This is a genomic window from Streptococcus mitis, assembly GCF_047465045.1.
GTDB lineage: Bacteria > Bacillota > Bacilli > Lactobacillales > Streptococcaceae > Streptococcus > Streptococcus mitis_DT.
Genome location: NZ_JASHAR010000001.1, coordinates 53,246 through 65,832, shown reverse-complemented (window position 1 = coordinate 65,832; position 12,587 = coordinate 53,246). Strand labels below are relative to the sequence as shown.

10 protein-coding genes are annotated in these 12,587 nt (G+C 35.8%); all 10 read right to left on the bottom strand.

Annotated elements, in window-relative coordinates; all coding sequences use genetic code 11:
* Positions 1–46: 46 nt before the first annotated feature.
* Positions 47–5,926: a PBECR4 domain-containing protein gene (locus QM409_RS00325; RefSeq protein WP_414304988.1), complete on the bottom strand. Its 5,880-nt coding sequence runs from the start codon at positions 5,924–5,926 to the stop codon at positions 47–49.
* Between the two features lie 11 nt (positions 5,927–5,937).
* Positions 5,938–6,198 carry a hypothetical protein gene (locus tag QM409_RS00320; protein WP_061409485.1) on the bottom strand — a complete coding sequence of 87 codons (261 nt, stop codon included), beginning with the start codon at positions 6,196–6,198 and terminating at the stop codon, positions 5,938–5,940.
* 115 nt (positions 6,199–6,313) lie between these two features.
* A complete protein-coding gene (gene mobP2 / locus QM409_RS00315) occupies positions 6,314–8,683 on the bottom strand; it encodes a MobP2 family relaxase (RefSeq protein ID WP_414304989.1) in 2,370 nt (789 codons plus the stop codon).
* Between the two features lie 18 nt (positions 8,684–8,701).
* Positions 8,702–9,262 carry a hypothetical protein gene (locus QM409_RS00310; protein ID WP_007520048.1) on the bottom strand — a complete coding sequence of 187 codons (561 nt, stop codon included), beginning with the start codon at positions 9,260–9,262 and terminating at the stop codon, positions 8,702–8,704.
* Between the two features lie 10 nt (positions 9,263–9,272).
* Complete coding sequence (locus QM409_RS00305; RefSeq protein WP_044021397.1) at positions 9,273–9,722, bottom strand: hypothetical protein; 450 nt, start codon at positions 9,720–9,722, stop codon at positions 9,273–9,275.
* Positions 9,723–9,732: 10 nt separating this feature from the next.
* Entirely contained in the window at positions 9,733–10,521 is a 789-nt protein-coding gene (locus tag QM409_RS00300; RefSeq protein WP_414304990.1) for a DNA/RNA non-specific endonuclease, read from the bottom strand.
* A 2-nt stretch (positions 10,522–10,523) separates the two neighbouring features.
* Complete coding sequence (locus tag QM409_RS00295) at positions 10,524–10,871, bottom strand: hypothetical protein (protein WP_414304991.1); 348 nt, start codon at positions 10,869–10,871, stop codon at positions 10,524–10,526.
* Complete coding sequence (locus QM409_RS00290) at positions 10,864–11,199, bottom strand: hypothetical protein (protein WP_414304992.1); 336 nt, start codon at positions 11,197–11,199, stop codon at positions 10,864–10,866. Before QM409_RS00290 ends, QM409_RS00295 begins: the two co-directional genes overlap by 8 nt.
* Before the next feature lie 404 nt (positions 11,200–11,603).
* Positions 11,604–11,891, bottom strand: a complete 288-nt coding sequence (locus tag QM409_RS00285) for a hypothetical protein (protein ID WP_216732928.1) — start codon at positions 11,889–11,891, stop codon at positions 11,604–11,606.
* Positions 11,892–11,924: 33 nt separating this feature from the next.
* Complete coding sequence (locus QM409_RS00280) at positions 11,925–12,281, bottom strand: hypothetical protein (RefSeq protein ID WP_414304993.1); 357 nt, start codon at positions 12,279–12,281, stop codon at positions 11,925–11,927.
* Positions 12,282–12,587: the final 306 nt, after the last annotated feature.

The following is a 12,587-nucleotide window of genomic DNA, read 5'->3' as shown; positions in this document are numbered from 1 at the left end:
TATATAACTTTTTACACAAAAAAGAGGCTCACAAAGAGCACTCTTTCTATACTTTAAGCCCCTTTTTTGGGCTTTGGATAAAATTTTGATTTTGTCCCACCTGTCTATTCAACTGATAAGGCTTTGTATGTTGTTCAACACTTTTTACAATCTTAGATACTGTTCCATGAATCCGTTTCATAGATTGCGCTAGTTGTTGATCATCAAGAGAGGTCAAATTATCAGTCCAAATTGCCATATAGCGAATGGCTTTCTCAGAGGTATCTAACCCAAAGTGCTTAGAAACGAGATAACTTGTCATCTCAGCTTCAAGTTCTCTACGATCTTTTGAGACATCTTCCTTATATGAGTTAGCAAATTTAGGATTATGTAGACTAGCATGCGCCAACTCGTGAATGGTGGTTGCAATGACTTCTCCAGGAGTATTATCTGGATTCAAAAGTATCTTTTGTTCATCTGGATAAAAAGATCCTTTCGCACTTCTCAACTCTTTTGTATCATCTTGATAGATGGTTACACCGATACTATTTGCATAATCGGAAAGTCCTTCAAGCACCTCTTTCGTACGAACATGATCCAAATTAAAATCATAGTGACGATTTGGCATCGCTTTTGGATAAAATTCAGGCTTCAAGGTTGTTTGGGATAACTCAAATACTTTATACGTAGCGAATTTAGCTAAGCCTGTATTTGAATCTCTTTCCTGGAAGAAGCGAGATTTCAATTTCCCTTCCTTCTTTAAAGCTTTTTCTTCAGGTGTCGCTTCAGAAAGTCTTTTATATTTTGGATTATCTTTTCCATTTTTTACCTGGTTCCCATTTTCATCCAATACAGGAATCATTTCAACCATCATAGGTCTAAACAAGGTAATATGTGATTTTTCTCCTGTCTTAACCGAAAGATTGTTATGAACAACTTCTCTTGTTCGACCTGTTTTTTTATTGGTATAGGTATTTCTAGTTTCAAATACCTGATCTGAAGTAATCCCAAGAACTTCCCCCATCGATTGCCATTGATTATAGGTTGCGACTGCATTCGCTCCTGGCCACTGTTCCTGAATCAACGCTACATTTCTAGGTGACAGCTCTGGAAACTTACTCATAAAATTCAAATACTCTTCTAACCGTTCTGGTGTTTCTGTGTACTCTCTCACTTTTTGAAAAGCAACCTCACTCAATTCATGAGGTGTTAAACTAGCATAATCAATACTACTTGAATTTACTTCAGGAGTCTCCAAATCCGAAATAGGTTCCTCTTTCAGAATCTCCTCTACACGCTGAAGCAAATTAGTTTTAGTTTCTTGCTTAGAAGATTGAAAAGCTACCGTTTTTCTAGTGTCAGGAGTTTGACCTTCTCCTTCTTCTATCAATCGAGATGATTCATTTGCTTCCTGGGAAATTTCCTTATTCACCACTCTATTTTCCAGCTGAGAAAGAATTTCTTCATCCATCGATGCTAGTTCAGATTGACCGTTGAGTCGACGATAGCCTAACCCTAGCATTTGTGAAATTGGTGTAGTCTCATCTCCAATATCATAACGAATTCCCTCCTTAATCACTTCACCACCTGGAGCATAGACATCAAACTTAATTTTGGTAGGAGGGATATAGTCTTTAGTATTGCCTGCAGTTACTTGTTTCATTCCTTCTTGATGAATTGGATAAAAGTCCTGATTGGCCTTATATAGCTCCCTAGCGAAATCTTGATAAGATATCAGCTCGGTCTCTTTAAATGGCAATTTCGGCCCATCTGGGCGATCCTCAGACCATTGGAGACGTACATGGTAGTTTTCCTTATAGATATGATCTTGTTCCCATTCTTTATAAAAATCTGAATTTGTATTTAGAAGATGATCTTCTCCAGCTGCTGTGACAATCTGATCAAATTCATCATTGTATTTCTTCGCATAGTCAAGATATTGATTCCATGCTTGATGAAATTCGTTTGGCGTTTTTGAGATATCACTAGGCACACCTAAATTATAGACAGTATCTAAGACTTGAGTAAAGGTAGCTGAATCAAGTGAGGTTTTATTCAGTGTATTCTCTGGAGCTGGTGGTTCAGGTTCTTCAGAAACCTCCTCATACTGTTTATTTTTTAAGACAGATAACATTTCCTCGCCACCATCTTTAACATATTCCTCATTAATTGACAGTTGCTCAATGTGACCATCTCTTTCTCTATAGACACCGAGAATTGTGCCAGTATCTATATCTTCCAGTTGTTTACTTAAATCCCCCTTCACTCTCATTAAAGATGCAGGGACATGAGTAAATTCCTTTTCTTTGAATAACAATAACAAATCAGTATCTTCTGGTCTAATTGCTTTTGAAAGATCCAGATTATTAAATTTCTTTACAGATGAAAGATCGTTAAACACAAAGGAGTCTGACTCTATCACCTCAGGTAATAAGTTCAAAACTTTTAGTTTATCCGACATTCCCTGCGCAAATTTTAAATCTTTGAAATGCCCTTTTCCAGCTGCAACATCTTCAACAAATGACTCAGACAAATGTTCTACCCACTCATTATATACAGGTGTTACTCCAGTTAAGTGCATCCAATTTTTCTTGTCAAATTTAACATTTAGAATTTGGAATTGCTTTTCTTCTGGATTCTTATAAACATAATGGATACTTGTCCCTGACATTTCTTTTAGATACCATTGAGCCGAGTCTCTCATTGCGTTTGCGTATAAATTTAACGTCCGCATGTTTTTTCTGAATATTTTATTTGACATTCGATCCTCATCGATGGTAAAATGAAGATGAACATTGGCAGGAAAATCAGGTTGAGAATTTTTCTCAACGGGCTGCGGTGCTGTCCCTGGAGTTTCCACTCCTAAAAAACTGGAATTGCGATTCAATAGTTCGCCCCCAGTGTTATTAGAAAGCTCTTGATTTTGATCATGAGCTTTTTTTGTAATCTCGTTTAAAAACTCTTCATCTTCTTTCAATCCACTATTGAAAGTCCAGTAATCTAGTTCAAAATAATTCGACTTTTTCAAGAAGTTCTCTAAGTCGTCAAAAACGTAGTTTTCTCGCAGTAACGCTTTATTTTCATCAAAAAGAGACTCCCAATCTTTAACAACAATGTATTTTAAACTATCATAACCCATTTGAGTAGCTAGAAACTCCGTTTTACCTGGTTCTGAATGGTATTTAAAAACAATATTATCTTCTTTCTGGCTAAGTGAACCATATTGGCGATAGCCAAACTGACCATCCTCAAATAAATAGAATTCAAGCTCACCGTCGCTTTGATAAACACGCCAATAATCGCTGTATAGCTCATCTTGTTTTAGAACAATCACTGGTCTAACTGGCTCCACTTCTTCTGAATCCTCCATTATCTTAATAGGATGAGTCTCAAGACGTGACATCAAGTTATCCAATAATTCTCGATTTAAAACCACTTCTCCCTCTTGTTCTTCCAGATAGTGGTACAGCGTATTTGGTGTTGTCACAAAACCATAGGTAAAGTCTCTTTTACCCGATTCAATCAATGGATACTCCAGCATTCTCTCAATCGATTGTGATAGATTATCAAGAGTTCTTTCATCATAATAGACGCCAAAACTGTTACTAGAAAGGCTTTCTATCTGCTTGTTGGTATTGTAGGCTGCAATTGCAAGCTCACCAATAAATCGGGTTGAAATATCTACTCCCAAGGTTCTCTGATGAGGTTTCAATGCTTGATATAAGGAATCTTGCTCAGGAGTTCCTTTTTTCTTGTATAAATCAATCGTTTGATCATCAATAGAGGTCAAAAGTGAATGAATGGGAGACAACACTTCCATTTTTTTATCGCTGAGATATTTTGTAGAATGGCTATTTCCTAACTTTGCAAAGACATCATACAGATAGAAATCTGGTGCAAATTCGATTGATAATTCTCCAGATTGAATCCGATTATTTAATTCCTTAGTTAATGCTTCGTTTTCCCGTTTCACCTCTTCGTAGCTCATCGTTCTTCCAGCATTCTCCTCTGTATTGGTAATAGATTCGTGATTATCTGGAGTTTGTTTTTCTTCAACCGTCTTATCTATACTAGTCGGATCAATGACGACTGTTTTTTTATTTTCTATCGAAAACGTGAGATTGTCCCAATTTTTTTCTAACCACCCTGCTTCTCCTTGATTTTTTTCAATAGGCTCTGGTTGTGGTGAGATTGATTTTTCCTGATTCGAGGGCGTTAATCCTACATTTTCTTGCCTTTGTTTGGCAAGTAATTCATCCACCTTCAGTCTTTCCTCATCTGTTTTCGGATGATACTTGATTTGTGAAGATAATTGAAACTCTCCTTCTTCAGTCAACTCCAGGGCAACTCTTCGTAACCCTTTTACAAAATACGTATTTGGTTGTTTTTGCCACTGGTTCACTAGCCCCTCATCAATTAAGGCTTGAGTTGCTGGTTGAATGCTCGTTTTCCCCATTTGTTCAGATATGGCCTCAAGTCTAGTCAACTCTTTTTGATAGCGTTTGAGAGTAGCTTTGGTAAAGAACGACTCCCCACGCTTAGCTTTTTCTAACTCTTCACGGATTCTAGGTATATTTTGAACACTCATCTCCAGACCACTTCCCTGACGATTCAACCCCATTTCTTTCAAATGTTGTTGGTGCTCCAGGCGCTCTACTCGCTCTTCCTGTTGCCTAATCTCATCCATCTTTGAGAAGACTTGACCTTCTATTTGTTCTTGCTTACGCATAAAGCTAGCACCGCCTCGCTTATCATTCATGGGTTGCCCATTTGTTTGTGCTTGGTGGGAATAAGCTCTTGAAATAGCCTCGTCTTGTTCACCCCTTAGTCTTTCCAATTTTCGACGTGCCTGGGCAAGACGACTGTTATCAGGCTTTTCTTCCTGTTGATTCTTTAGAACATCATTCCAGTCCGTTTTATCTTGTCCTGGTTTTAGTTCTGGTAGATCTGAATTGATGACAGCTCCTTTTGCCTCCAATTCTTGAATGAATGTTCTACCTGCTTTATCATTATCTAAAGCTAGGGTGATTAAATCCGCATTTTTCCCATCTTCAAAAAAGTGATGATCAATAGCCACTTGAAGTCCGTCTGCCATTTGTTCAGGTGTCCATCTAAGTGGTTGTCCTGAAATTTCAGCTTGAATTTGAGATAGATGACGGCCAATAGTCGATTCTTTCAAACCATCCATAGAAACTAATCTGACGTCCTGAAGACTATCCTTGTGCAATTCATAGTAGGACATTAAATCAATTGGACTCTCAGTAAAAATCAATCGTTTTGGACTGCCAATATCGACATGAATACCTGTCATAGGATCGGAATTTTTCATAATCACTTTAGCATATCCATGTTTTGGCCACTTCTCCCAATTCTCCTGGATTCCTTGTAAAGAGGCTCCAACAACTTCACCTGAAGAAGAAAGGGATTTGAATACAATAACTGGCTCAATCGTATTTGTCGTAACTGCAGCAGTGCCTTCCGCAAAGTAGTCAAGTTTGGCGTTAGCTTGAGCTAAAATACCCTGTTCCAAAAAATAATCAATCGTTTCATCCGACAATCCACGTTGATTCCGTAAGTAGTCTCTTCCAGCTGAAAACGGCTGCTCGTATTTCTCAAGATAGTATTTAAAATCTTCTTGAGGTCTTTCAACCATTTGAAACTCTTTAAAGTTTCCATCATTCAAAAAATCTACAGATTGGTTAAAACTTATTTCTTTTATCGTCTCAACCAAAGAAATCGCATCTCCACCTGTATTTCTAGAGAACCATTTCCATAAATTTGTATCAGGTGAAATAACTAGGCTATCATGTTCTTTCCATCGATAGTCTCGTCCGGATCGAACCAGATCCATCCGAAGCTCGTTTGCAACATCCAAAATATCTCTAGAACGTGCAAATTCAACACGTTCTCTACGAGTTTTTCCACGTCTTGATTCTTGTTCTGTCATATAAAATCTCCTTAAAATCCTTCATACTGTGGTTTATACGGCTCTTTCTCTACTTGTAGAAACGTTTCTGGATCTAAGTGAACCAATTCCCCTACTGAAAAAGATTCAAATAGCTCAGAATTTTCCTTAAAATCTAGAACCATTTCTAAATCAGAATTTCTTCCTTGACCCTCAAAATGCACTTGCTTGCTATCGGCATTCATTGCCGTAATTAACCATTCAGCTGAGAAATCAAAGTCTTCAACTGCTACATCTGGAAATACCAACTTCATTTTTCTTCTCCTTTCTCTTTTATCCCTCTATTCTATTCAATAACCAAAAAATCCCATTTAAAGGGACAATATAATTCCATTTTCAACAAAAAAGTCATTGCTTTTACAATGACCTTTATATACTTTGTCCTTTTTCCTCCAGTTCTTGCCTCTCATCGCTTCTCTCGCGTTCCATGAGGGCTTTTTTATTTGCACGTTGGGCCCTTTGAAGAGAATTGGTCAAATTTCTCATAAAATCTGTATTGATGATTGCTTTACCTTGGGATTGTTGGATGTTTTTTCTTTGCAAGTTCTTCCTTTCTTGCATTTTATGTGAAACAGCTTGAGCTAACTGACTTTTCTGATTGCTTTCTTCCTCTGGCAATATTTTTTGATAGAGTGATTTAAGTTCAGAAAATCCTTTCGCATTCTCCTGTTTTAATTTTTGAATAGTCGCTTGATCAGTCGTTTGTGAAATTTCCTTGTTTCGACTGTAAATCTCATGTTTCAGCTGAAAAATTGAGATATGGGTCTGTAGCTCTTCTATGTAGCTATCTTTCGTAACAGGATAGCCCTTTAGAATAGTCAGCACTCCTTCATCTTGAAGAGGTTGAACTGCCGCTAATTCTCCCTTCAAACGTTTGATAGGTGCTTGAATTGCTAATGAATCAGCTTTCTCTACTGAAAATGAAACACTATCTTCAAACTGGTTAGCAAGAGATTGTCTCAGAGATTGGTCTGCTTCACTCAGTTTATAATTTGGAGTCAGTTGCAATTCAGTCAGCTGCAGTCTTTGAAGAATCTCCTTCTTTTTTAATTCAACAAATGACTTATCCGTTTCAAGTGGTTGAATTTGATCAAAAAGAGTTTTACGAACTAATAAACTACTCTGCTTTTCCTCCAATAAACTCAATTTTAATGCATAGCGGAACGTCCCTAACTCTTGACGTTCCTTCAATGAACGATCGCTTTTCTTTTTGGCCGCTTCTACAAGATCTTTCAAATCAGCTGAAGAGAATAGCGACAAGTCCCTTAAACTAAGTTGCTTCTGTAGTAAGTCTTCTTTCATCTGACTCACATCATAAACTAATTCCGTAACAAATTCAGGACGTCCCAAACCTGTTCCGTGTTTGTCATAAGTAGCATAGACTGGTTTTGTGATTTCAAGAGGTTTCGCCCCATCTTTTAGATCATAACCCAGTTTTTTCCAAGCATCTAGTGTTTTAATAACACTTGCGTTAGGATCCTGGGCTAAAATTAATTTTTGATTCTTTACTGAGAAATTGGCCAAATTTTTTTCCAGCCGAACGTCAGCTATTTCAGGAGCATTCTCACGAAATAGGTGCAATATTTTATTTGCTAGTCGTTCTCTCAACTCCTTCTCTCGACTCGCAATTAATTGCTGCAGATGATAGCCTGCAGCCTCCTGTTGTGTTTTCTCAAAACGACCATCAACTTTCCGAATCTTTTCGTAGGTTGATTTTTTTTCAGCTGAATAAGCTCCTCTATATGTTTCTAGGAAGTCCTTCGTTTCTTTCAGAAATTCTTGATAGAGCTCTTTCCCATCATTTTCTAAATAGGAATCCAGATAGCGGTCGATGAAGAATTTGCTGACTGCAAAATCTCTTGCATTTGATCCATAACGCCATTTTTTATCCATTGGCAAATGGTTGTAAGCCTGCTCCAAAAAATTTTTTTCAGCCGAAGAACGAACCTTCTGATCTCTAAAAATAGAATTGATCAACTCAGTTCTGATATTGGCCAAGATTTGTTCTCGTCGAACAATCATTCCTCTAGTCTGTTCATTTAACAGGCCATGAAAAACATCACTTTTAAAACGCTCAATGGTTTTTTGGGAAAAGTTCCCTCTGTACTCCATTCGTCCACGAGGTCGATAGAAAATTTTTTCTCTTGCAGATTCAACTTCAGATAAACCAAAATGCACATGAATATTATCCGTGTTCAAGTGAATGTTAGCCCACCAAAATGATGAGTCGGATAATCCTTCTTTTTCAATCAACCTTGGCAATGCTTCACGTATGACCGACTTGATAGCTTGCTGATCAACTTTCCCAGTTTCCAGATCATATAATCCCTCCTTGGCCAAAAAATCATTATCAAAAGAGATAACACCCTGCCATAGAAGAGAGCCATTTTGATAAGCCTGCTCTAACTTACTTTTCAATTCAGTTACTTTGCTACGCTGCAAGTAATTGGCCTCTTCTGTAAAAATCGCTGTCATCTCTTCATTTTGATTTTCAGTAGCATAAGAGCGATTCATATAATCAATGTATTCCTGAAAATTTAGTTTCGTTTCTGGAACTTCAGCTTGAATTTTTTGTATTTCATCTTCAGTTAGAGACTCGATATTTTGTCTGTGTGTCTCTAAATTTAATTCATTATCAACCTCGACAGCTTCATCTCTATTGGTGTAGTCTACAAACCCACTATTTGCTTCTGTATATTGCAGCATGAAGGTAATACTTGGACTAGAAGATACGTTCATTATTTTCCTCTCTTTGAATTAAAATAGTCCATTTTTTCTTAAAAGAGCATAGTCTTTTAATAACGGTTGTAATTCTTCAGGTTCAACTTGAAAATCATTGATCCACCGTCCTGATTGAGAAATATGTAATTCTTTTTGCTCTTCAACAAATTGCATGGGAATCAACAAGATATTTGGTTTTTCTAACTCTGAACCACTTTCTCGTTCTAAAAATGCGACAATAAAATCTTGATTTCCTTTTGTCCTCAATTGCCAGTGATGGGAGTTCCCGTTTTTCCTTTTATACAATGAGCTGTATTTTACATCAATCGTTAGACCATCTAGCCAAAAATCATATACTGGATTATTTTTCTTGAAATACTTATTCGCATCCGTTGCATCTGGAACATACTTTTGAAAAAGCTCCTCGGCCATTCCCCCGAGCTTAGCTGTCCTAGAACCATACTGAATTTTATCTTGAATTTTAAGGCAGCCACTCTTTATTAATTTCAAATGAGCTATATGAGTAGGCAGCCCTGACTGTTTCACCGCTTCATGAAAATCTCCTGTTTCTAAATATATTTCAACAATATCCACCATTTACTGTACCTCAATGAGAATGTTTGATAGTTTGACCACGTGCAATATCTTCTTGAATGACATCGTTGATTCGTGCCATCAATTCATGTTGTGTAGGATCCAATCGTGAATGAATAGATTCCAATTCTTGAACATCAAAATCATCTTTCGTAATAGCATGAAAGTTGGTTAGTGTTAGATAGAGAATTTGATCAAGTTGACGATGAATTGCCTTGTTATCATTGCCAGAATCAAAGGCATCCCCCAAATTTTTTTCCAGCTGGGTCAGTCGCTCATAGAAATTTTTCCCTTCTCCTAATTCAATAAACAGTTTGTAAAAAACTTCAATCAAAGTGACAAGCGTTGCTGAATTATTTCGATACTGTTTCTGCAAAGCTGACGATTCTTTCAAGTAGGATTTTATTTCCTTAAATTTTTCATGTGTTTCTTCGCTAAAATATAAGCTAAGTCTTGGATTCATTTTTCCCTCCTCAATTTTTCTGAGATGATCCTGTCAAATAATTGATTTTATATCCTGGTTGAATATTAAAGATATACACATCAAATGAGATCTCATCATCTTCAATACTCTGTGCTTCCATACGAACTCCTCTAGCAACTAATTCCACATTTCTAAAGATGGGAGTTACTCGATAGCGAACATGGTGGTTCGTATTTTTTATGTAGTTAGCAATTTTATTTTCATAGTAGACCATTGATGATTGTTCATCTTCAAAATTTGCATTTAAAGCACGTGTACCTGTAAATAAATTTTTAGCATTCGCATTTTCTCCGCTTAATTGAAAACCGATTAAGTGAGAACGATTATATAAATAATCTTCTTTCCCGTTGAAAATTATTTTTTTATTTTTCCACCCTGTCGGTGTGACAGACGAAATAGATTCTCTATCTTCCGTTGGCATCAATTCTTTTCCCAACATCGCTTCAGCAATTCCTACACGATTTAAAAAATCTAGATCAGAATATTTTTCCCAGCTGCCATTTTCTAAACTCAATTCGCTTTTTGTAAATTGTGATTTTTCATTGACGACAATGACCTGATTTTTTCCATCATACTCCTTCGATTTCAAATCATCATTTTTCAGAGTAGGATTCAAATTCGAATCGGAATTTTTTTCTTCAGCTGAATCGACTATGTTCAATTGAGTCGGTATATCATTTTGTGTCAAGCCAGATTTGATAGCATTAAAATTGTTAGGTTGTACGATAAAGATTACAAGAAAAATGAGAATGATGAACAGAGATTTATTCTTCTTCATTTTTAAACACCACCTGACCGTCGTTCAGCTTCAAGTGCAGATACATCATCCATAAAATGTAACCAATTTGTAGTTAGATCATTTACAATATCTTGTTTAACATTTAAAGCTGAAAGAGAAATTTCATTCTTCAACATCAATTCTAAAATCTGACTTTGTTGTTCTTTGATGACAGATAATGTTTCCGCAAATTGGTTATTGTACAAATTCAATCCGTCATTCATTACGATATTTTGAACTTGCGATAACATAAACTCATTGAAACTTGGATAGTTATATTTTTTTGAAATAGCCTGAAGTTGTTCAAACATATCGTCGGGAACATTTCGAATTAAAAAATTTTTAGTCATCACTTTTCACCTCTCCTTCATACTCTAACCAACGTGAAATATGATCACCATAACGATCCATTTTTTCTTCAAATTCAGATAATATTTTTTTCTGTTTTTTCATTTGGTTCAAAACATGGTCAGAAGCTAATTTCATATTTTCCAAATGAGCAACATACAAGTCTTGAGCACGATTAAAATTTCCATACTCAATTTTTTCACGACAGATTGAAAGCAAAAAATCGTTAAATGAGTTGGCTTTATTTTTTCTCGCAAGAGATTTTAGATAATTAATTTCATCATCTGTAAGGCCTCTAATCTCAATTCGATTTTGTTTTATATTTGCCATTATTTTAAATTTTCCTTTCTAAAAAATAGCGCCCTTCTTTTTTCTTTTGTCGAAGCAAAAGCAAAAAGAAGCAAAAAAGAAAACTTCAACCTCGCAACATCACGAACCGATACGGTTCTATTTTTGCGGTTTTTCAACACACTAACACACACAGAGGGACTAAGGTCCTTTTTAGGTGTGTTGTGTTAGAAAAGAGCATAAGGGAAACTGATATCACGTGCCGTGATATGTTGATAGTATCAACGTTTCCGGTACCGGTAATTTTCTCGGTTTCACCTACTAACACACACATGCTATACTTACCTTTACACACTTTATAGGTGTTATACTTACACTGTTTTTCCTTTTTACACACTTTTGCTTACACCGTTTTTGACTTCATTTAGAAGTTCAAAACTCAAAAATTAAGACTGATCTTCAGCTGGAAAGTTTCCTTCTTCACGATTTTTCTTCGCTGCTAAACGTTGTTCTTTTTCATCTTCTTTGATGAGGTTTAATTCCATTTTTAACTCTTCAAAAATTGATTCATACGACTGATTTTTATTTTTCTTCAATTGAATTTGAACATAAATTTTACCAATTTGTTTTTGAAGATTCTCTTCTGCTTCTTTACGTTCCTGTTCCAAAAGGGCAACTCTTTTCTTTGCCTCTTCTAGTTGATTATCAATTTTTTTTAAATCATTTTTGGCCATGATTACTTCTCCTTTTTTCTAATTTCGTATTTCTTATTTCCTTAATTTATTTCCTGCAAAGCTGGTAATTTTTTCTTTTATAATTTGGAAGTTGCTCCACAAATCACCATCTAATTTTTTCAAATCAATCACATAAACTTCATGATCATTTTTCTTGATGGTTAGTGTAAAAGAACGTTCATCAATTTTAATTTCCTGTAGAACGAGGTACATTGAAGAAAACATTTCTCCTTTATATCCTGGTTTACTACGATAGGTCATTCCATATTCATCAATATCCAGCACAACCCATTTCTGTTTTCTAATCAAACCTTTTGTACTTGTGAATACAGTACGATGCTTTCTAACTGGTTGATTTTCCTTTGGTGCTAATTTAAGTTGTTCTTTCATTTTTCTGCCTTTCTTTTTTTGATTGATTCTAGTATAAGAGATAAATGAAAAAAATTTTTTAAAGGGACAATCATAAAAAATAAACCCCCTTAATTCAAAAATTAAGGAGATTCATTCTCTTTATTCACTATCGTTTATCTTATCCCACAAGGGTTGGAACCAAATAGAGCTTAACAATGGACGATATAATATCTTTGTCAAAATTGTAGAAATTAAAATACTAAACCATAGTACACTCATGGTATCGTAATAATAAAGAATTGTAGAAGAGTTAAGATTTACAAACCACTGATAAGTAAGAAAGGC

Bases quoted from the DNA above. Each gene is read 5' to 3' on its own strand.
- QM409_RS00280 (WP_414304993.1), bottom strand. From the start codon at position 12,281: ATGAAAGAACAACTTAAATTAGCACCAAAGGAAAATCAACCAGTTAGA.
- QM409_RS00310 (WP_007520048.1), bottom strand. From the start codon at position 9,262: ATGGTGGATATTGTTGAAATATATTTAGAAACAGGAGATTTTCATGAA.
- QM409_RS00320 (WP_061409485.1), bottom strand. From the start codon at position 6,198: ATGAAGTTGGTATTTCCAGATGTAGCAGTTGAAGACTTTGATTTCTCA.
- mobP2 (WP_414304989.1), bottom strand. From the start codon at position 8,683: ATGAACGTATCTTCTAGTCCAAGTATTACCTTCATGCTGCAATATACA.
- QM409_RS00305 (WP_044021397.1), bottom strand. From the start codon at position 9,722: ATGAATCCAAGACTTAGCTTATATTTTAGCGAAGAAACACATGAAAAA.
- QM409_RS00285 (WP_216732928.1), bottom strand. From the start codon at position 11,891: ATGGCCAAAAATGATTTAAAAAAAATTGATAATCAACTAGAAGAGGCA.
- QM409_RS00325 (WP_414304988.1), bottom strand. From the start codon at position 5,926: ATGACAGAACAAGAATCAAGACGTGGAAAAACTCGTAGAGAACGTGTT.
- QM409_RS00300 (WP_414304990.1), bottom strand. From the start codon at position 10,521: ATGAAGAAGAATAAATCTCTGTTCATCATTCTCATTTTTCTTGTAATC.
- QM409_RS00295 (WP_414304991.1), bottom strand. From the start codon at position 10,871: ATGACTAAAAATTTTTTAATTCGAAATGTTCCCGACGATATGTTTGAA.
- QM409_RS00290 (WP_414304992.1), bottom strand. From the start codon at position 11,199: ATGGCAAATATAAAACAAAATCGAATTGAGATTAGAGGCCTTACAGAT.